Origin of the sequence: Rothia sp. HMSC061C12, assembly GCF_001815755.1 — a bacterium.
Taxonomy (GTDB): Bacteria; Actinomycetota; Actinomycetes; order Actinomycetales; family Micrococcaceae; genus Rothia; species Rothia mucilaginosa.
In genome coordinates this window covers 106154-126946 of the sequence record NZ_KV821875.1, presented here as the reverse complement: position 1 = coordinate 126946, position 20793 = coordinate 106154, and the positions used below count along the sequence as shown (strand labels likewise).

Annotated in this window: 15 protein-coding genes; 12 read left to right on the top strand and 3 right to left on the bottom strand. The window is 62.4% G+C overall.

Annotation, left to right across the window (positions count from 1 at the left end):
* Positions 1-7: 7 nt before the first annotated feature.
* From rsmD to mutM, 6 genes are all read left to right on the top strand, one after another.
* Complete coding sequence (gene rsmD, locus HMPREF3055_RS07590; RefSeq protein WP_070738771.1) at positions 8-661, top strand: 16S rRNA (guanine(966)-N(2))-methyltransferase RsmD; 654 nt, start codon at positions 8-10, stop codon at positions 659-661.
* Between the two features lie 107 nt (positions 662-768).
* The gene (gene coaD, locus HMPREF3055_RS07585; RefSeq protein ID WP_049337936.1) at positions 769-1245 is read left to right on the top strand and encodes a pantetheine-phosphate adenylyltransferase; all 477 of its coding nucleotides are present in this window, start codon (positions 769-771) and stop codon (positions 1243-1245) included.
* Positions 1246-1467: 222 nt separating this feature from the next.
* Positions 1468-2076: a YceD family protein gene (locus HMPREF3055_RS07580; protein WP_012903341.1), complete on the top strand. Its 609-nt coding sequence runs from the start codon at positions 1468-1470 to the stop codon at positions 2074-2076.
* A 30-nt stretch (positions 2077-2106) separates the two neighbouring features.
* Positions 2107-2310 (top strand): 50S ribosomal protein L32, encoded by a 204-nt coding sequence (gene rpmF, locus HMPREF3055_RS07575; protein ID WP_005505656.1) that lies wholly within the window; start codon positions 2107-2109, stop codon positions 2308-2310.
* Positions 2311-2326: 16 nt separating this feature from the next.
* Positions 2327-3016 carry a ribonuclease III gene (rnc, locus tag HMPREF3055_RS07570; RefSeq protein ID WP_070677266.1) on the top strand — a complete coding sequence of 230 codons (690 nt, stop codon included), beginning with the start codon at positions 2327-2329 and terminating at the stop codon, positions 3014-3016.
* 75 nt (positions 3017-3091) lie between these two features.
* Positions 3092-4174, top strand: coding sequence for a bifunctional DNA-formamidopyrimidine glycosylase/DNA-(apurinic or apyrimidinic site) lyase (mutM, locus tag HMPREF3055_RS07565; protein ID WP_070738770.1), 1083 nt, complete (start codon positions 3092-3094; stop codon positions 4172-4174).
* A gap of 159 nt (positions 4175-4333) precedes the next feature.
* On the opposite strand, the gene HMPREF3055_RS07560 is transcribed toward mutM, so the two are convergent.
* The 3 genes from HMPREF3055_RS07560 to HMPREF3055_RS07550 all read right to left on the bottom strand — a co-directional run bounded on the left by HMPREF3055_RS07560 (position 4334) and on the right by HMPREF3055_RS07550 (position 9783).
* Positions 4334-5590 (bottom strand): NAD-dependent epimerase/dehydratase family protein, encoded by a 1257-nt coding sequence (locus tag HMPREF3055_RS07560; protein ID WP_070738769.1) that lies wholly within the window; start codon positions 5588-5590, stop codon positions 4334-4336.
* A gap of 33 nt (positions 5591-5623) precedes the next feature.
* Complete coding sequence (locus HMPREF3055_RS07555) at positions 5624-8644, bottom strand: alpha/beta fold hydrolase (protein WP_070738768.1); 3021 nt, start codon at positions 8642-8644, stop codon at positions 5624-5626.
* Positions 8645-8730: 86 nt separating this feature from the next.
* Positions 8731-9783: a 3-oxoacyl-ACP synthase III gene (locus HMPREF3055_RS07550; protein ID WP_049352453.1), complete on the bottom strand. Its 1053-nt coding sequence runs from the start codon at positions 9781-9783 to the stop codon at positions 8731-8733.
* 321 nt (positions 9784-10104) lie between these two features.
* Between HMPREF3055_RS07550 and HMPREF3055_RS07545 the strand changes: the two genes are divergently transcribed.
* The 6 genes from HMPREF3055_RS07545 to adhP all read left to right on the top strand — a co-directional run bounded on the left by HMPREF3055_RS07545 (position 10105) and on the right by adhP (position 20132).
* Positions 10105-13419 carry a chromosome segregation SMC family protein gene (locus HMPREF3055_RS07545; protein ID WP_049342218.1) on the top strand — a complete coding sequence of 1105 codons (3315 nt, stop codon included), beginning with the start codon at positions 10105-10107 and terminating at the stop codon, positions 13417-13419.
* A gap of 327 nt (positions 13420-13746) precedes the next feature.
* The gene (gene trpB / locus HMPREF3055_RS07540) at positions 13747-15081 is read left to right on the top strand and encodes a tryptophan synthase subunit beta (protein WP_070738767.1); all 1335 of its coding nucleotides are present in this window, start codon (positions 13747-13749) and stop codon (positions 15079-15081) included.
* Positions 15081-15935 (top strand): tryptophan synthase subunit alpha, encoded by an 855-nt coding sequence (gene trpA / locus HMPREF3055_RS07535; RefSeq protein WP_070599827.1) that lies wholly within the window; start codon positions 15081-15083, stop codon positions 15933-15935. Before trpB ends, trpA begins: the two co-directional genes overlap by 1 nt.
* A complete protein-coding gene (lgt, locus tag HMPREF3055_RS07530; protein ID WP_070738766.1) occupies positions 15935-16963 on the top strand; it encodes a prolipoprotein diacylglyceryl transferase in 1029 nt (342 codons plus the stop codon). The genes trpA and lgt overlap by 1 nt, the downstream gene beginning before the upstream one ends.
* Before the next feature lie 323 nt (positions 16964-17286).
* Positions 17287-18669 (top strand): phosphoenolpyruvate synthase, encoded by a 1383-nt coding sequence (locus HMPREF3055_RS07525; RefSeq protein WP_070738765.1) that lies wholly within the window; start codon positions 17287-17289, stop codon positions 18667-18669.
* Positions 18670-19091: 422 nt separating this feature from the next.
* Positions 19092-20132, top strand: a complete 1041-nt coding sequence (adhP, locus tag HMPREF3055_RS07520; protein WP_083318023.1) for an alcohol dehydrogenase AdhP — start codon at positions 19092-19094, stop codon at positions 20130-20132.
* Positions 20133-20793 lie beyond the last annotated feature (661 nt).

Genomic DNA, 20793 nt, shown 5'->3' with positions numbered 1-20793 from the left:
GAGACCTATGAGCCGTATTATTTCCGGTGCCGCCGGAGGCGTTCGCCTTGCCTCGGTTCCGGGGGATAATACTCGCCCCACCACCGACCGGGTGAAGGAATCCCTCTTCTCCAAGCTGGAGAGCTACGACATTATTCGTGGCGCCCGCGTGCTGGACGCCTTTGGCGGCTCGGGCGCGCTGGGCTGCGAGGCGCTCTCTCGCGGTGCAGCCTCCGTGACGCTGCTGGATACCTACCCGAAGGCTGTTGCGGTGATCCGCAAGAACGTTGCCGCGGTGGAGAAGGCAATGAGCCGCACCGGTTCTTCTGGCGCTACCGGTTCTGCGGCGCGCGTGCAGCAGTCTCAGGCGCTGACCTACGTGAAGTCCGCCTCCGGTCCGTGGGATCTGGTGTTTGTTGACCCGCCCTACGCCATGCCGAACGAGCAGGTCAGCGAGCTGCTGGAGGCGCTCACCCCCAAGCTTGCCGAGGGTGCCGTGGTCGTGGTGGAGCGTTCTTCGCGCGATGCGGAGCCGGTGTGGGGCGAGGGCCTGTACTGTTTTTCGACCCGTCAGCACGGCGAGACGGTTCTCTACTATGTGGAGCCTGACGAGGTTGAGGAACAGGCGGGCGACGAGTTCGGCAACGAATCTGGCGAGGACGCAGAAGAGCTCGCTGCCTAAGATTGCTACCTCAGCCTGCGCTCGCCCGCATGCCACTAATCCGCATCCTAAATTCGCCCGCATCTACTCATTCCAACGTCTGATATTTATTTCGTGAAGGGACCGCCATGATTGCCCTCTGCCCCGGATCTTTTGACCCCGTGCACCACGGCCACCTGGAAATCATTGCCCGCGCCGCTCAGCTCTTTGACGAGGTGATCGTGGGCGTGGCGCACAATAGCTCCAAGAAGTACCGTTTCTCCCTGGAGGAGCGTGTGCAGCTGGTGCGTGAGTCTCTGCAGGAGCTCGGCATTGAGGGTGTGAGCGTGGAACCGATTCCGCCGGGCGTGCTGCTTGCCGAGTACGCGGCGGAGCGTGGTGCGAAGGTGCTGGTGAAGGGTCTGCGTTCGGCGACGGACTACAGTTATGAGGCTCCGATGGCGAGCATGAACCGCCACCTGGCGCAGGTTGAGACGGTGTTCTTGGCGGGTGAGGATCGCTACGGTGCGGTGTCGTCCACGATTATTCGTGAGGTGGCGTCGCTGGGTGGTGACGTGACTCCCTTCGTGCCGGAGGCGGTCGCCCGCGCCCTGAAGAGTGCCTAGGAAAACGCCTCATCAACCCAGGCGCACACCACCTTGTGCGCACCCATCCGACACGCCCGACATGCCCACGGCACAGCAAGCTGTGCCGCCGACCGGGCACTTAAGTCCCCCAGTAGTAGCCCCGACCGTCCGATTAAAAGCCGCGCGGCGCCTCCTTAAGGGGATATTTAAGAGGTGAGCGCCACTTAAAGAGATTTAAAAGGCGCTTAATCTTGATTAACGGTGCGAATGACCCCTAAAATGGGACTTTGGTTTATACATTTCGTAAGGAGAAACGCCATTTCACGTGCAGACGCATCGCCGCTGGTGGTATCGGTTACTAACCTGATTCACCGCCCCGGCACCATGGAAACTCTCACTGAGGTTCTGCCCGCACCGGCAGACCTGGGTAACACGCTCATCGGCGTGGAAGAGGGTTCGGATATTGACCTCGATATTCGTATGGAGTCTGTTGTTGATGGTATCCTAGTTACCGGCTCCGTCGTTGTGGATGTACACGGCGAGTGTAGCCTCTGCTTGGATCCGATTGATTACGAGATGTCGGCCAATATTCAAGAGCTTTTCGTCTTTGAGAAGGCCCCGGCTGGCGGCCCCGAAGACGAAGTAGATGAGCAGTACGCCGTTGAGGATGATTCCATCGACCTTGAACCGGCTCTGCGGGACGCAGTAATCCTTCAACTGCCGTTCCAGCCTGTTTGTAGGGACACCTGCCAGGGTCTGTGCGCCGATTGCGGTGCGCGCCTGGAGGATGACCCCGGGCATCATCACGAGGTGTTGGATCCGCGCTGGTCGGCCCTACAGGGCCTGCTCGGTGCAGATACCGAAAACTAAATTGTTGTTACTAGAGATTGTGAGATAGCTGTGGCTGTTCCCAAGCGCAAGATGTCCCGCGCTAACACCCGCGCACGCCGTTCCCAGTGGAAGGCATCCGTGCCCCAGCTGGTTAAGACCGTTGAAAACGGTCGCGTGACCTACAGCCTGCCCCACCAGGCAAAGGTTGTAACCGACGCTGCAGGCAACGCCCTGTTCCTGGAGTACAAGGGCCGTAAGGTTGCAGACGCCTAAGAAGCGGTGAATCCTTATGACTGAATTTCCTAGTGTTGATACTAGGGAGTTGCGTAAACGTCTCGGAGTCGATATCGACGCCGAGACGTTTTTGCTATCCCTAACCCACCGCTCCTACGCCTTCGAGAACCCCGGAGTGGAGCATAATGAGCGCCTGGAGTTCCTGGGCGATTCGGTGCTTTCCCTGGCGATCGCTGAAGAAGTGTACCGACGCTACCCCGACCTGCCCGAGGGTGAGCTCGTGAAGCTGCACCACGTGGTGGTGTCGACGGTGGCGTTGGCGAAGGTGGCACGCGACCTGGACCTGGGCAAGTACATCCTGCTCGGTAAGGGCGAGATTCACACCGGCGGCGCCGATAAGGACTCAATCCTTGCCGACACCATGGAAGCGATTTTTGGCCTGACCTACCTGGAGTGCGGTCGCGAGGCGGCTCGCGACCTGGTGCTGCGCCTGATTGCGCCGCTGCTCGACGATGAGAAGGTCCTGAACTCTGGACGCGACTGGAAGACTGAGCTACTGAACCTTGCCACCGCCCGCGGCTGGGGAGATGTGCGCTACGAGGTCACCGGCGAGGGCCCCGACCACGCGCGCGTGTACACTGCGGTCGCTATTGTGGCGAACCAGCAGGCCGGTACCGGTGTGGGTCCGAGCAAGAAGGAGGCGGAGCGTCTTGCCGCTGAGCAGGCGTACCGCGTTCTGGTTTAGGCTCATTCAAGCATCCTGCAGGTTTGTTAGCTCTGCGGTCTCTTGATTCTGCAGCCCCGCTGATTGGAGGGAACCATGCCCGAACTGCCCGAGGTGGAAACCGTTCGCGCAGGTCTAGCCGACCATTCGTTGGGTCGGCCCGTGCAGGCGGTGCGCGTGGTCGATGCCCGTTCGCTACGTAGACACCTGCCCGGTCCCGCCCACTTTGAGGCGGCACTCACCGGAAGGGCGCTGCGCGGCGCCTACCGCCGCGGCAAGTATCTGTGGCTGACCCTGAGCGAGGCGGACGGCACGCTTGCCGACGAGGCGCTCGTGGTGCATCTGGGCATGAGCGGTCAGCTGCTCGTCCGCGATGAGCCGGGCAGCGAATCTGGCAATGAATTGGATGGTGACTCGGGTAATGATGCGGAGGCTCGCGCGGCCTTTGATGAGCAGCCGCGGCACCTGCGCGTGGCGCTCGAGCTAGGACCGGTGGGAGCTACCAGCGTTGCGGGAGCCACCGGTGGCGCGGCGAGCGCCAACCGGGCAAACACCGGGCAGCGGTTGCTCTTCGTGGATCAGCGCATCTTCGGCGGCATGTTCCTCAGCCCGCTGGTATCGGACGCACCCGCAGCGGTTGCAGCGAATAAAGCAGCGCCCGATGAAATGGGGCAGAGCGAAGTACCCGAACGTTTTCTGGTCCCCGAGGCGGTCAAGCACATTGCCCGCGACCCGCTGGACGAATTCTTCGACCCCGCGGCGGTGCGCCGAAAGTTCCTGCGCACCTCCAGCGGCATTAAGAAGGTGCTGCTGGACCAGTCGGTCATCTCCGGCGTGGGCAATATCTACGCCGACGAGGCGCTGTGGCGTGCGCGGCTGCACTACGCGAAGCCCGCACGCACCCTCAGCGCCGCCCAAACCCGCGAACTGCTGGAGGCGGTCACGCAGGTGCTGCGCGAGTCCCTGGCGGCGGGCGGCACAAGCTTCGACGCCCTGTACGTGAACGTGCTGGGCGAGTCGGGCTACTTTGAGCGCTCGCTGAACGCCTACGGTCGGGCCGGGGAGCCTTGCCACCGTTGCGCGGAGGCGGGCCGCACAACCCTGATGGTGCGCGAACCGTTCCAGAACCGTTCGTCCTACCGTTGCCCGCACTGCCAGCGGGCGCCGCGTTCTCGCTAGGTAAAGGCTTACGACAGGCACAAGCTCACGCTAGATATGCGAATGACGGCGTAGCTACGTTCCTCCCATACGGGGGATGTAGCTACGCCGTCATTCGTTTAAACCTTGTTTAGGAAAGGGCGGGGGAGCCAACCCGAAAGCCACCCCGAAAAGAAGCACCTAGCGGCTGTACCTGTCCCCGTAGAACAAGCCCAGACGCTCGTAGCCTTCCTCAATCGACACGGCGGGCTCCCACTGCAGAAGCTCACGGGTGCGGCGCTGATCAAACCAGTGCGCGGTCGACAGCTGCTCGGCGAGGAACTCCGTCATCGGCGGCTCATCACCGGCAGTCACGTTCTTTGGCAGACGCTCCCAGACGCGCTCAATGACCTTACCCGCCAGAGCCGCAACCTTCGCCGGAACCGAGAAACGCGGGGCGGGAACGCCCACCGCCTCACAGAAACCACCGAGTAGCTCAGCGATAGTGCGCGGCTGACCGTTCGTCACCACCAGCGCCCGGCCCGCAAAAGCGTCGAGGCGCTGATAGCCGCGTACCACGGCATCCGCGGCGTTATCAATGTAGAGCGTGTCAATCAGGCCCGTACCGCCAGAGAGCAGCGGCAGACGGCCCGCGGCGGAACGCTCCAGAATACGCTCGACCAGCTGAGTATCGCCCGGACCCCACATCAGGTGAGGACGCAACGCACCCACGCGCAAAACCCCGCCACCGGGCAGGGCAGTGCCGTTCGCCTCCAGGGCAAGAAGCTCAGCGGCAGCCTTCGAACGCGCATAGTTACCGCGCGCATGCTCCGGGGACGCCACGCCGGCACCGTCACCCACAATCGCCGCACCGGCATGAGCCACCGACGGCGAGGAAATGTACAGGAACGAACCCACCGAATGGTTCAGTGCCGCCTGCAGCAGGGTGCGGGTGCCCTCAATGTTGATGCGCTTATAATCAGCCCACTCGCCGCTGACCGAAACCTTCGCCGCGGCATGCACCACGCCGTTCACGCCGGTCATCGCCAGAGCCACCGCCTGCGCGTTCGTAATATCGCCGCGCACCTGCTCAAAACGCGGGCGAATCGAATCGGGCAGAAGCGCCGCAATACCCGAATCGCCACGCTGAAAAACGCGCACATCGTAGCCGGCACGCAGCAACGCCAGCACGCTCTCACGACCCAGCAAGCCGCTCGCACCGGTAAAGAGGATGCGCTCGCCAATACGCGGCGCGAAATCGGGCTCCTCAACCGGGCGCAACGAACGCGGGGCGGGGTCGGCGTAGCGTGCCGCCAACGGCTGCGCCGGCTTGCGGAACCGAGCCGTCGGGGAAGTCACCGCATGCGAAGTCGACAGGCGGTGACCAGACGGGCGGGGCGCAGACAGGCGGGATGCGGGCTCGTGGGAAGAGGACTCACGCGAAGAATGAGGGGACATCATACTCCTTAGACTTAGAGATCCGGCAGGCGCTTACGCCCCCGCAAGGACCTTCGACGCCCACTCACCCAGGGCGGGGCGGTCAATCTTCGAATTATGGCGAATATCGGTCGGATGCTCGTGCACCACCAGCACCGCGGCAAGTTCCACGCCGGTATCCTCGGCAACCTTCTGACGCACCAGCTGCGACAGCTCGAAGGGAGCCACGCCCTCCGCAATGGGGAAGCGGCGAGCGCCGGGCACGCGATCGAGCAGGGCACGCTTGAGACCCGATGCTGACTGGCGCGCCTCCAGAGCGGCAGTATTTGCGGACGCCTCAATGACCAGCACCGGGGCGGCAGTACCTGCAGGACCCACAGCGACCAGGGCGGCGCGGCGCACCTCGGGCAGGGACTCTGCGGATTGCTCAGCCGCAACCGGGGTCAGTACACCCTGCGAAGTCAGCAGCACGTGCGCGAGGCGACCCTCAACCCACAGGCGACCCGAAGCGTCCAGATGACCGACATCACCGGTGTGATGCCAACCCGGAGTGCTAATGGACTGCTCCTCGGTCACCCACAGGGTGTCGTAGCGGTCCTTCACATGCGGCGCCGACACCAGAATCTCACCGGTCACACCCGGCTCATGGGTCAGCTCATCCGCCACTGAACCGTCCTGCAGCAGCGGCGCAATGGCAACCGCCGCACCGTACACCGCAAAACCAACGCACACGCCGTCACGGGCGAACGGGTCGAGCACCTCACCGGCGGCGTTCGGGGTGCCCTCAGCAATCGCCTGGCGAATCATCTCGAAAGATACATCGGTCACCGGCAGACCCTCGGTCATGCCGTACGGGGTGTGCAGGGAGGCGTTCGGCACCAGGGCGGAGAGCGCCTCCAACAGGGGCACAGGAATCGGCGCGCCAGCGCTCAGAACCGTCTGAACCTTAGCCAACGCCGCACGCTGCTCAGCGTTCAGCTCATCGGCGGTTGCCACCACATTCACCAGGGCGGCGGGGGAAGCAAACACGACCGACGCATCAATAGCCGCCGCAGCCGACGCCAATGCCGAAGCCGTCAGAGTCTTCGGGCGGGTCACATCCATCGTCGGGGTCACGCTGGTAGCACCCAGCGCCGGGCCCAACAGCGCAAACGGCGCGAAGCCAGCCACCAGGCCGCTACCGGGTGCAAAACCGTACGTATTCGCAATGGCGTCGCGCATACCCGCCAGCTGACGCTGCGTGTACACCACACCCTTAGCCGGGCCGGTCGAACCGGAGGTGTACAGCACCGCCGCATCAGCATCCGGCACGGGGGAGGGGAACTCCACCACGGTCGGGGTGGGCACCGGCGCACCCGGAGTACCGTCAGCGGAGGGCGCGGTAAACACCGAACCGGCAACGCCCAACAGCTTCTCCTGCACCGAACCCAGCGGCTCCACAGAAATACGCACACCCGGCCACAGCAGGGTACGGGCGGCACTGAGCGCGGCGGGAATACCCACCAGGAAGCTCGGGTTAGCGCCCTTCAACGCGCGAGTCAGACCCGGAATACCCAGACCGGTATCAGCCACCACAATGACAGCGCCCAGCTTCATGCAGGCGTAAATCAGGGTGGTCAGGCGGGCACCCGGAGGCACCATCAGATTCACGCGATCGCCCGCCTGCACACCCAGGGCGTGCAGGCGGGTTGCGGCGGCGTTGACCTGCTGGTTCAGCTCAGCCCAGGTCAGGGTCACAGAAACGGAGGTGCCGTCGCCCTTGGGGTCCATGTCCACCACGGCGGTGGAGGCGTCATTGGCGCGTTCGGTGAGGGCCGCGAGCATGGGGCGGAACGCCGCGGGAACAGCGCCCTCAGCACCCTCAGCGGCGGTGCCCTCAGCAGTAGCGCCCTCGCCGGTCGTCAGACCGTGGCGGCGTGCGCGAGCGGCACGATGCTCCGCCTCAACGTTGTGCGGGGGCACCAGAGCGCCATCCTCCCTTGTGCCGAAAGTCTGCGCAAGCCACGAAATCATGGGGGAGGCAATATCGTAATCCTCAATGACCAGGTGCGAGGCCTTCTCGTAGCGGTGCACCTTCGCCTGCGGCATGCGCTCCATCAGGTCGAACAGGTAGCGGCGCTGGAACACCGGGTCCTTCGTGCCCCACTGGAAGAACGCGGGCACGTCCAGGTCACGGATCTGCTCGGCAATACGCTGCATCGGCGTATAGGAAGGAATATCGGTGCCGGTCGGAATATCGCCCACAAAATTACGTACACCCTCACGCCACGCTGAATGAGCGTACGGCGCACGGTAGGTGCGGTAAATCGCCTCGTTCAGCGGGCTCGGGTACAGGCGCTTAGGCTGCTTGCCCACCGGCTGCGGCAGGGCACCATCAAGCGCGCCGGCACCGGCAGAACCCGGCGCGGGCAGGCGGCCCTCATTCTGAGCCAAACCCAAGGTCACATCAATAAACGCGGTCGAATCGTGAGTACCCCACTCGTGCACACCCAACGCCAGGCGCAGGGCGGCAGGGATATTCTCAATGCCGTCATGGTAGACCGCGGTGTTCGTCAGCATCACGCCCGAAAGAATCTCACGATGCTCCAGCGCCCAACCAAAGGACACCAGCCCACCCCAGTCATGGGCGAGAGTCACGAGCGGCTTATCGGTCTCATCCAGACCGAGCGCCTTCGTGAAATCACCCAGGTCAGCGATACGGTCGGTCAGGGTGCGGCGCTCACCCTCCAAATCCAGGTGGGTGCGCTCCGAATAACCCATATCAATCTGATCAACCGCAACCACACGCCACGGGGCGCGCTCATTCACGCCCGCATCCAGCACGGTACGCCACAGGTACGACCAGGTCGGGTTACCGTGCACGCACAGGATCGTGCCAATCGGCTCCAAACCCTGCTCGACCAGCACCGGAAGGTTATCCAGGTAGTGCCAGCGGCGCGCGCCAGCCTGCTGCGCCCGCTGCTCAATGGGGGCGGTGGTGGGCACCTCCAGAAGGTGGGAGTAGCGCGGGTTCACGCCCGCCCATTCCTCCGGGTTATACGGGGGCTGAGCCTTAGGGAAGTTCAGATGGCGCATGCTGGGGGAATCCTTCCGGATCGAATCGGTGAATGTCTACCGCACAAAGGTTATAGGTTGCCGGTTAAGGGCTGCTGGCTAACGGGTTACCACTGAATCTCAAGCAGGGCAGTGTTCAGGCCAGAACCCACACCCATGCACAGAATACGGTCGCCCTTCGTGTAGGTCGGCGCGCACTCGGCGAGAGTCATCGGCAGAGCCGCCGCAGCCACATTGCCCCACTTCGGGAAGGTCAAAGGGATGCGCTCACGCTCAATACCGACCGCCTCAATAATGGCGTTCGTGTGGGCGTTAGAAATCTGATGGGTCACGTAGGAGGTCATGTCGTTCCACTCCCAGCCGTCCTGATGCGCCTGCTCCCAGGCCTGCGCCACCAGCTCCAGGCCGTGCTTGAGCAGGCCCTCGGCGTCAGTGTTCATGCCCTGATCCGCCTCGCCACCAATGCACAGGTTACGGTGCTCAGTGCCCGCGCGGGACACCGAACCGACGATGCGGTGACCCTCCGGGTGGCGGTCAGCACGGCCAATCACAGCCGCCGCCGCGCCCGAACCGAGGGTCAGGGTCGCAAACTGAGCCAGCACATCCTCGCGGGTCGAATCGGGGTTGTTCAGGATGCGCACCGCGGTACGGTGCCACGGGGAGGGGTCCTCGCCAGCGACAATCAGAGCGTAGTCGATAGCGCCCGCATCAATCATGGTGGAGGCGACAGTCATCGCGTTCACAAAGCCCAGGCAGGCGTTCGTAATATCGAAGTTCAGGGCGTGACGCGGCAGGTCCAGACGGTCGTGCACACCCACCGAAACGGCGGGCTCAAAGTTATCGCGAGTCACCGAAGCGTTAATCAGCAGGCCAATCTGGGAGCGGTCAATACCCGCCTGCTCGATAGCCTTCTCGGCTGCGGCAACAACGCCGTCCTCGAAGGTCTGGCCCTCAGCCCAACCGCGGCGAGTGCTAATACCGGCAAGACGCTCCAGCAGGCCCTTCGGCATGCGCAGACGCTTGTAGGTTTGGGCCAGCTGCTCATCGAAGTAGTCGCTCGTGACGACCTCCGGAGGCAGCTCATGGGTAATAGACAGCAGAGCTGCGTTAGCGTGGCGAATGTCAGAGTTTGTGCCGACCTTATCGGCGGATGCATTCATCAATGGTGTGGCCCTTGTAAATAGAAGTCAGTGGGATACAAAGACGGCGGGGATGCGCACAGCGGCCCCGCAGAATTCGTGATGCTCATTCCAATCTACCGCACCGACCGGGCGAACCCGTATCCGTAGACCCAATATGAACGCGCCCGTTCACCCCGCGCGTAAGATGATGCAGAATGAGGAACTTTGAACCCCCTTCACCCCGTGCACGTTCACGCCGCCCGCCCGCCGCACCGCGTACACTAGAGGGATGCCGCCACGCACCACAGAACGTGCCCGGCACACACCAGTTCTTCTGCAGAAAGGCCCCTTGTGCACCTGATGTCGCTGACCCTGCGCGGGTTCAAGTCTTTCGCCTCCGCAACCACTTTTGAGTTCACCCCCGGCATTAACGCGGTGGTCGGCCCCAACGGCTCCGGCAAGTCCAACGTGCTGGATGCGCTCGCCTGGGTCATGGGTAAGCAGGGCGCTAAGAGCCTGCGCGGCGGCAGCATGAAGGACGTTATCTTCGCGGGCTCCGGTGAGGCTGGTTCGGGCGACGGCGCCCAGCGTGCACCCCTGGGCCGCGCCAAAGTCACCCTGACTTTCGATAATTCTGATGGCACCCTCAGCATTCCCGCTGATCGGGTGCAGATTTCGCGCACCATGTTCCGCTCCGGCGGCAGCGAGTACGAGATTAACGGCTCCCCGGCGCGCCTTGCCGACATTCAGGACCTGCTCTCGGAGGCGGGTCTGGGTCAGCAGATGCACGTGCTCGTCGGCCAGGGTCAGCTGGATGCGGTCCTGCACGCCACCGCGCAGCAGCGCCGCGACATGATCGAGCAGGCGGCGGGCGTGGTCAAGTACCGCCGCCGCCAGGAGAAGACCAGCCGCAAGCTGGAGTCTGTGGCATCGAACGTTACCCGCCTGAGCGACCTGGTTGCCGAGCTGGATTCGCAGTTGCAGCCGCTGAGCGAGCAGGCAGAATCCGCCGCGACCGCGCGCCAGCTGCAGGCGCGCATCCGCCAGCTGGAGGCGGTGCTTTTGACCCGTCAGCTGGGTATTCTGCAGGCTGAGCAGACGCAGGCTCTCGCCTCCGAGGCGGAAGGTACCCGCCGCGCCGAAGCCCTGAAAGAACAGCTGGAGGCGGCGCGTGCCGCATCCGCGAAGCATCAGCAGGAGCAGAACCGCCTGAACGCCGAGGTCACCGCCTGTCAGAAGGCCGTGTCGACCCTGCGCGAGTCCGCCGCGCGCGTGCGCACCGTGCAGTCCATCGCCGCCGAGCGCGTGCGCACCTACCGCGTGGAACTGACCGAGGCAACCGCCGCCGCCCGCGCCGGATACGAACGCGCCCTGGAACTGCTGGAGGAGCGCCGCGAAGAGGCAGAGCGCGCGGTGGAAAGCTACGCCAGCTTTGAGGAACGCTACGATGCGGCGCTGAAGAACGTTGAGAAGGCAGCGTCCGAGGTGGCGCAGACTGAGCGCGCCTCGGGTGAGGCGGCGCAGTCTCGTGCCCGCGCGCAGGCTCAGCTGGATGCCGCCCGCGCCGCTGTGGTGGAGGCGACCCGCGCCTACGCGGCGGCGGCTGAGCGTGCCGCAACCCTGCGTGAGGCGCTGGGTCAGAGCCTGGGCGAAGCACCCGCCGAACTGGACACTGAATCTGCAGAGGCGGTGTTCGACCCCGAGACCGGCGAGCTCATGGATTCTTCGAGCGAGGGCACGAGCCTGCTGCGCGTGCTGGATGCCGTGCAGATTGACCCCGAGTATGCGCGTGCGGCTTCTGCGGCGCTGACCTCGCTGGCGACCGCGGCGTTGAGCGCGCCGGTTGAGGGCGCCGAGGTGTCGCAGCTGCGCGGTGATAAGGGGGACGAAAGCAACGAATCTGCCGCGACGGAACTTTTAACAGAACTGCCCGAAACCACCCTGCCCGAATCCTGCGCCACCGAGCTGCACGAGCTGGGTATCCGTCCCGCAACCGAGATGATTGAACCGCTCAACGAGGACGCTGCCGCGCTCGCCGGCATCGACGAGCACGCCTTGGCACGCGTCACCGCGGCGCTGGGTGAGCGCCTGGCGGGTGTGCTGTTCGCGCCGGATGCCGCCTCCGCAGAGCAAGCCCTGCACCTGCTCGCAGAGAATACCCTCGCAGGTCAGCGCACTATCTGGCGTATTTTTGACCCCGCAGGCACCGAGCACACCCGCTACAGCCTGCTCTACCCGGCTGAGGGTGCCAGCCCCCTGGAACTTGCCGCTGCATACCGCGCCGCCTCCCAGGTCGTGACCCGCACCCGCGCCGAACTGGATGAAGCCGAACAGACCGTTCAGCAGGCTCAGACCGCGGCAGAATCGGCGGTCGAAGCAGAACGTGAGGCAGCGAAGGCGGCGGGCGTGGCGAGCGCCGAGCATGCCCGCGCCCGTGCCCAGGCGGAGTCCCTGGAAGCCTCCGCACAGAACATTCAGAACGAGCGTGCCCGACTGAACGAGCGCCTCACCGCCGCGGAGGAATCCGTAGCCGAAGCGCGCACCGCCTACGAATCGGCGCGCACCCGCGAGGATTCCTACCTGGCGGGCACGGGGGAGCAGGCTCCCGCAGCAAAGATTGAGCACCGCGCCCAGCGTCTGGGTGAGGTGCTTGCCGAGCAGGTGGGCGAGCGTGAGCAGCAGCTGCACGAGCTGAGCGGCGCCCTGAAGAACGCCCAGGAGGGTCTGACCAGCACGAACGAGGAGGCGCAGGATTTGCAGGCAGCGCACGCGGCGGCGCTGACCCTGCTGGCGCGCACCCAGACGGAGGCGGCACGTGTGCAGGAGCGCGTGCAGGCGCTGGCTGAGCGTGCCCGCCTGATGACCGGTTTGACCCTGGAGCAGCTGGAGGAGGAGTACTCCGAGCAGCTGCCGGTTGATGTGCCCGCTGAGGAGGCTTCCGAAAACGTAGCCTCCGAAAACGCCGCTTCCGAAAATACTGCTACCGAAACGGCATCAGAGACTACCGAAGCTTCCACCGAGAGCGTGCGCGCTCGCCTCAAGGCAACCCGCGCCGAACTGGAGGCGCTGGGCGCCATTAACCCCCTGGCGCTGGAGGAGTACGAGGCGCTGTCCGAACGCCACGCCTACCTGAACCAGCAGATTGAGGATTTGAAGGCGACCCGCCGCGACCTGAACACGGTCATGGACGAGGTCAGCAGCCACATTGCGGAGGTGTTCACCGCCGCGATGGAGGACATTAACACCCACTACCGCCGCATCTTTGAGACCCTGTTCCCGGGAGGCGAGGGCCACCTGGAGCTGGACGATCCGTCCGATCCGCTGAATTCGGGTGTGGAGATTCACGCGCGCCCGGCAGGTAAGAAGGTTAAGCGCCTGTCGTTGCTATCTGGCGGTGAGCGTTCGCTTGCTTCGCTGGCGCTGTTGATTGCGATTTATATGTCTCGCCCGTCGCCGTTCTACGCCCTGGATGAGGTTGAGGCGGCGCTGGATGACCGCAACCTCTCGCGCCTGCTGCAGGTGATTGGTGAGTTGGGGGAGCGTTCGCAGCTGATTGTGGTGACGCATCAGAAGCGCACGATGCAGATTGCGGAGACCCTGTACGGGGTGTCGATGCGCGGTGGTGTGTCGACGGTGCTTTCTCAGCAGATGGAGGAGTTGCGCGAGCTGCTGTAGCCCGCCGCGCTTGCCAGACCCTGCCCGACCCGGCCAGACCCAGCCGAGCGCCCCTGCCTCGCCGCTTCTTCCCAGCGTTTAAACCTTCCCATGCGAGCCGCCCATACCCGCGAGCACACCCACCCTGGCGAACGTCACATGTCCTAGGAATGGTCATGTGCACCCCAGGGTACTGTTCACCGCCTGCACCCGGGTACTATAGGGGGATATGTGCGAACGCCGCCCCGCCCTACCCGCGGTTGCGTGGTGTTTCGCTGTGATCAGGCCTGATGCCCCGCCCTACCCGCGGTGCGCATCCGGCGGCAACCATCCAGGGAAGGAATAGTGATGAGCGAGAACCTGGCAGATGCTTTCCTCAACGGCGAGTCGTTGAAGAATGCCCCCGGCCCCTATTTTGGTGAGTACGGCGGGCGGTGGATGCCCGAGTCGCTGATTGCCGCCATGGATGAGCTGGAGGCAACCTTTAACGAGGCGAAGAACGACCCCGAGTTCATTGCTGAGTTCCAGCGTCTTTCTGCTGAGTATTCGAACCGTCCGTCGCTACTGACTGAGGTTCCGAAGTTCTCTGAGCATGCTGGTGCGCGTGTGTTCCTCAAGCGTGAGGACCTGAACCACACGGGTAGCCACAAGATTAATAACGTGATTGGTCAGGCTCTGCTGGCTAAGCGTATGGGTAAGACCCGTCTGATTGCTGAGACCGGTGCGGGTCAGCACGGTGTTGCGACTGCTACCGCGGCTGCGCTCTTCGGTATGGAGTGCGTGGTCTACATGGGCGAGGAAGACACTGAGCGTCAGTCGCTGAACGTGGCTCGTATGCAGCTGCTGGGTGCGAAGGTGATTGCGGTTCAGAACGGTTCCCGCACCCTCAAGGACGCCATTAATGAGGCGCTGCGCGACTGGGTTTCGAACGTTGAGAACACCCACTACCTGCTGGGTACCGCTGCGGGTGCGCACCCGTTCCCGGCGATGGTGCGTTTCTTCCACGATGCTATCGGTGAGGAGGCGCGCGAGCAGATTCTTGCTGAGACCGGCCGCCTGCCCGATGGCATTGCTGCCTGCGTGGGTGGCGGTTCGAACGCGATTGGTCTGTTCCATGCGTTCTTGGACGATTCGTCGGTTGAGATTTACGGTTTTGAGGCTGGCGGCGACGGCGTGGAGACCGGCCGTCACGCGGCGACCATTACTCTGGGCCGCCCGGGCATGCTGCACGGCGCGATGACCTACCTGATGCAGGATGAGGACGGCCAGACCATTGAGTCCCACTCGATTTCTGCTGGTCTGGATTACCCGGGTGTGGGTCCGGAGCATTCCTACCTGTCAGATATTGGTCGCGTGACCTACGAGCCGGTGACTGACACCGAGGCGATGGACGCTCTGCGTCTGCTCTGCCGCACCGAGGGTATTATTCCGGCGATTGAGTCCTCGCACGCTCTGGCGGGTGCGTTGCGTGTGTGCCAGCGTTGGGCTGCTGAGGATCCGGAGGCGGCACGCGAGAAGACGATGATTGTCTGCCTGTCCGGTCGTGGCGATAAGGACATGGAAACCGCTCTGAAGTGGTTCGGTCTGGGTAAGGCGATTCCGTCCTCGACCCTGATGACCGGTAATAAGGAAGCTGCCGCATCCGCTGTACAGAACGCACAGGCTGAAAGTGAGGCTAAGTAATGAGCTACCAGGACGCTATTTCTCAGGCGGCACCCTTTGAGGTGCTGGACGGTACGTTCCCGACTGCTAACCCCGATTCGCCTCTGGCGGCTCGTCTGGCTGAGTGCGAGAAGCAGGGCCGTGCGGCGCTGATTGGCTACCTGCCGGTGGGCTTCCCGACCCTGGATGAGTCGATTGACGCGGCGATTGCTCTGGGCAATAACGGCGCGGACATTATTGAGCTGGGCGTGCCTTATTCTGATCCGGTCATGGATGGTCCGGTGATTCAGAAGGCGACCGGCGTTGCTTTGGAGAACGGTTTCAAGCTGCCTCAGCTCTTTGAGGCGGTCCGCCGCATTACCGAGGCGACCGACGCGGTGGTTGTCGTGATGACGTACTGGAACCCGGTTCTGGCGTACGGTGTGAAGAATTTTGCGCGTGATTTGGCAGCTGCCGGCGGCGCGGGCATGATTACCCCGGACCTGGTGCCTGATGAGGCGTCGGCGTGGTTTGAGGCTTCTGACGAGTACGGTCTGGATCGTATTTTCTTGGCTGCTCTGTCTTCTTCACCGGAGCGTCTGGCGACTATTGCGAAGGCGTCGAGCGGCTTCGTGTACGCCGTGTCGGTGATGGGCGTGACCGGTGCCCGCACCTCCGTGTCGGAGGCGGCGCGCACCCTGGTTGCGGACATTAAGGCTGCCGGTGCGCCTCGTGCGTGTGTGGGTCTGGGCGTTTCGACTCGTGCCCACGTTGAGGAGATCGGCGAGTATGCGGATGGCGTGATTGTCGGTACCGCGCTGGTGAAGGCTTTGGCTTCTGGCGGTGTTGAGGCGGTGGCTAAGCTGACCCGTGAGCTGGCGGGGCGTGAAGGCTAATGTCTGATGTGCTGTCGCTGGCGAGCGCGCCGGTAGCTAACGTGCTGGCTTCGATTCCCTCTCCGAGCGTTTCGTACCTGCAGCTGGGCCCGTTCCGTGTGCATTTCTATGCCCTGTGTATTCTTGCGGGTATGGCGGTGTGCTTGTGGCTGGGTTCTCGCCGTTGGAAGGCGGCGGGTGGTACCCCTGAGCGCGTTTTTGACGTGGCGATGTGGGCTATTCCGGCGGGTATTATTGGTGCCCGCGCCTACCATGTGCTGATTACTGACCCGGGTAGCTATTTCGGTCCGAATGTTGCTGATCCGTGGGCTTTCCTGAAGATTTGGGAGGGCGGCATCGGCATTATGGGTGCCGTGTCGGTTGGTGCGTTGGGCGCCTGGTATGGTTGCCGCCGCTATGGCATGAATTTCCCTGCTTTTGCGGATGCGGTAGCGCCGGGTATTCTGCTGGCTCAGGCGTTTGGCCGCTGGGGTAACTGGTTCAACCAGGAGCTGTTCGGCAAGCCGACGACTCTGCCGTGGGGCTTGGAGATTAGCGCGTCGAGCGGTAATTTCCCGACCCAGTATCCGGCGGGTACGCTGTTCCATCCGACGTTCCTGTACGAGTCGCTGTGGAACCTGCTGGGTGTGGCGTTGCTGCTGTGGCTGGGCCGTAAGGGCGTGCTGAAGCTGGGTCAGACCCTGTGGCTGTACGTGTTCTACTACGGTGTGGGTCGCCTCTTCATTGAGATGTTCTTGCGTATTGATACCTCGGAGATGCTCTGGGGCGTTCGTATTCACGTGTGGACTGCTCTGCTGCTGGTTCTGCTGGGTGCTGCTGGTTTTGTGGTGGCTGGTCGTCGTGCTGCGGCGAAGGCTGCTGCGGGTATTGAGCCGGCTCCGGCGGAGTTCGCTCCGAAGCCTGCCGCAGATGAGTCTGTAGAGGGCGCTGAGGAGAAGGCATCCGAGAAGGCATCCGAGAAGGCATCTGAGAAGGCAGAGCCCGCCGAGGATTCTGACTCTTCTGAGTCTTCGACGAAGGGCTCCTAGCTGACAAAGGGCTCCTAGCTTTCATCTTCTAGCTCCATCTAAATTTCATAGAAAAACCGCCGGATGGGGGAGCGCCCCTGTCCGGCGGTTTTTTGTGCCCGCTATTTGTGCTTGCTGTCTGTTTCTTGCTGGTGGATGTTCTCATGGTGGCATGTGCCGGGACCCTGCGTGGATTTGGGCTGTTGAGAAGGCATAATAGAGGTATTGCGTGTGGCGGGCACCCACGTAAGGAGTATGAGGCTCCGTGTAAGGAGTATGAGGCTCTTCGAACGCCCGTCGCGTCTGCGTTTAGAAACACCCACTCAACGTACAGGATTTTTATCGTGAGCTCTTCTGCCGGCGATTCTTCGCGCCCCATTTCTCCTTCTTCTCGTCCGGGTCTGACCCGTCGTCGTCTGGTGGCTGGTGCGGCGTGGGCTGCCCCGGTTGTTGTGGCGTCATCGGTGATTCCGGCGTATGCGGCGTCTGATGAGGAAGGCGAGTGCACCGGACCTTACGAGGATTCGACGATGATCACTGCCGGTGACGGCGTGAAGAAGGTAGCCGTGCTGACGGTTCCTGCGGGCGCTAAGCGTATGCGTTTTACCGCTGTGGGCGGTGCCGGTGGCACGAACTACACTGTGGCTGATGCCGGTTCCGGTGCCATGGTGGAGGGTTCTATGGCTGTGCGCGGCGGCCAGACTATTACTCTGACGGCCGGTTCGGGCGGTATTGGTAATGGTGAGCTGAAGCCCGCTGAGGGCGGCGACGGCTACGGTGTGGGTGGCTCCTCGAAGGCTTCTTCGCCGGTTCCCGCAAACGTTGTTTCTGCGATTAATGATTTGACCCGCATTTCTGGCGGTGTGACCGGTCGCGGCGGCATGAGCGCTGTGCTGTATTCGGCGTCCGGCGGTGGTTCCTCCGCTATTGAGGTGGATGGCGTGCCGATGATTGTTGCCGGTGGTGGCGGCGGTGCCGGTGTGCTGGCGTCGTATGCGACGGTTCTGCCGAACCCCGCGAATGCGGGTGCTGTGCGCCCGACCGCGCACTATTCGCTTGATAGCTCCGGTGGCGAGCACCAGTTCAGCACCGGCGGTGGCGCTGGTTCGGGTGACGGCGACGGTTCGCCCGGTTTTGTTGGTTTCACCTCGTACGAGGCGCAGTCTAATCCGATTCTGACGGTGAACCCGGGTTCGGGTGCCGCCGGTGGTGTGGGCGGTGCTGGCGGTGAGAAGCTGAACCCGCCGACTGTTGATGGTTCGGTGATTGGTTTTTCGAGCACCTCCACCCAGAAGCTGGTGAGCACTGCGACTGCCGGTGCGGCGGGTGCGAGCGGTTTCCGCGCGAAGGGCGCCGATGGTGTGGCGAGCTATTCGTACCAGTGGGATCAGACTCCGGAGGGTACCGATAACCGCCCGTCGAACGCTGGCGAGCTGTTTAACGGCTACCAGTCTGTGGTTTCTGGAGGCGGTGGCGCCGGTTATGGCGGCGGCGGTTCCGGCGCTGCGTTGAGTGTTTCGGCTCGTGTGGTGTCGCAGAAGTGGAATAACGATTCGGCTCGTGCCCGCTATGCGGTGGGTTCGGTGCAGCTGGCTGGCGGTGGCGCTGGCGGCGGTACGTTCATGGATTCTACGGTGCGCATCATGGATCTGGGGTGGGCGTTGAACGCTCCGAATGGTCCGGGTGAGCGCGGCGCTGGCTATATTGAGGTTGCTTTCTGCTTCTAGGCAGCTAAGTCTCATCGGTTAAGAGTTCCTATGTGCCTGTAGGAATCGTATAGGTGTAGATTGAACCCTTTCTTTAGGGTGGTATGCGCCTCAAACTTAATATTTAAATTTTTTCTGAGTGCCTCCCAAACCGCTTATTTGGGAGGCATTCTCATCTTCTGTGTTGTTTCGTCATAGCGTCATATCAACCTTTGGCGGTTTAGCGCATTGGTCGGAATAGACCTTATCGAAAGATCATCCTTGCTCGTGAGAATGCCTCTATCTAACCCCTCTGTCATATTCGGGGAAGGTCCTTTAGATTGGGGGCTCCTCATTTTACGGTGGAAATGTAAAGAATACGCGCGCTCACCCCGCTAGGTTGCACAGCGCAGATTACAGATTGCGGTTTGAGCGCGACCACCGATGACTAAGGAGTTTAGATCATGTGCAAGGAAACCATGAAGGCTGTTGTTGTCCCTGAGAAGGTTGACGGTTCGGTTGTTGTCCGTGAGGTTCCCGTTCCGGCTGTCGGTCACGGCCAGGCGCTCGTGAAGATTGAGTACTCGGGCGTGTGCCACACTGACCTGCACGTGGCTTCCGGTGACTTCGGTGAGGTTCCGGGTCGTATTCTGGGCCACGAAGGCATTGGTCGTGTCGTCAAGGTCGGTGAGGGTGTTGAGTCCCTGAAGGAAGGCGATCGCGTGTCGGTGGCTTGGTTCTTCGAGGGCTGCGGCCACTGTGAGTACTGCACCTCGGGCCGTGAGACCCTGTGCCGTTCGGTGAAGAATGCAGGCTACTCGGTCGATGGCGGCATGAGTGAGTACACTCTGGTGACCGCTGATTACGCTGTGAAGGTTCCCGAGGGTCTTGACCCGGCGCAGGCTAGCTCCATTACCTGCGCTGGTGTGACCACCTACAAGGCAATCAAGGAGTCGCTGGTTCGCCCGGGTCAGTGGCTGGTTGCTTACGGCGCTGGCGGTTTGGGCAACCTGGCTGTTCAGTACGCTAAGAAGGTTTTCGGTGCCAAGGTTATCGCTGTTGATATCAACGACGACAAGCTGGCTCTGGCTCGTAAGATCGGTGCTGACCACGTCATCAACGGCCGTGAGGTTGAGGACGTTCCGGCTCGTATTCGCGAGCTGACCGGCGGTGGCGCTCACGCTGCTGTGGTGACCGCTGTGTCGAAGGTTGCGTTCAACCAGGCTATCGAGTCGGTTCGTGCGGGCGGTTCCGTGGTGGCTGTTGGTCTGCCCTCGGAGATGATGGAGCTGTCCATTGTGAAGATCGTTCTGGACGGCATCCGCGTGGTGGGTTCCCTGGTGGGTACCCGTCAGGATCTGGCGGAGGCGTTCCAGTTCGGTGCTGACGGCATCGTGGTTCCGGTGGTTCAGCTGCGTGAGGTTGACGAGGCACCGGCTGTCTTCGAGGAAATGGCGGCGGGTAAGATTACCGGCCGTATGGTTCTGGACTTCGCCAGCCTCTAAGCTAGCGGATGGTTCGAAGCGCCCGGTAGGGCTTCAAGGTCTCACTCGACTGGGGTCTTGCCGGTAGTTTTGATGGTTATAGCGCCTAGGGCGCATCCCGTGTGGCGGGGGAGTAGGGGTACTCTTTCTGCTGTGCATACGACGCGGGGTGCGTCCTAGTGTTTTTAATGCGGCTTTTTAGGGCGGGGTGGGCTGCAGGGTTTTTGAGAGCCGTTATCGTATGGAGCCGAAAATTTCTGTGAGTACTAGGCACCTAAACGTAATATACGCGGGAATTTATTTTTGAAAATATCGGGGGATTATCTCAAAATTCTCACTAAATTAGTTCAATAGAGCATCTTTTTTGACATCTATAGGCCTCAAAATGCATACTTGTATTGTAAACATTCAACCACTGGTTGAGGCGTAATATTTGCCGAAGAGATAGGTTTCGAACGCCCCTGCACATACCCTTGAAGTAACGGGATATGACGTCTGAAGGTTTCGGCCCTCCTAGATACCGATTCCTTCTCCCGGAACGCCATACCCGGGTGAATTTCAGCATCTTCGTACCGTGCCGTTATTCACCATTGAGTCCTTAATTCCGGCCAGGCGCCCCTTTAGACACCTTCGGATTGAGGTCTCACCAACGATTAGTGTGGGCCCCACGGACATAGTCAAT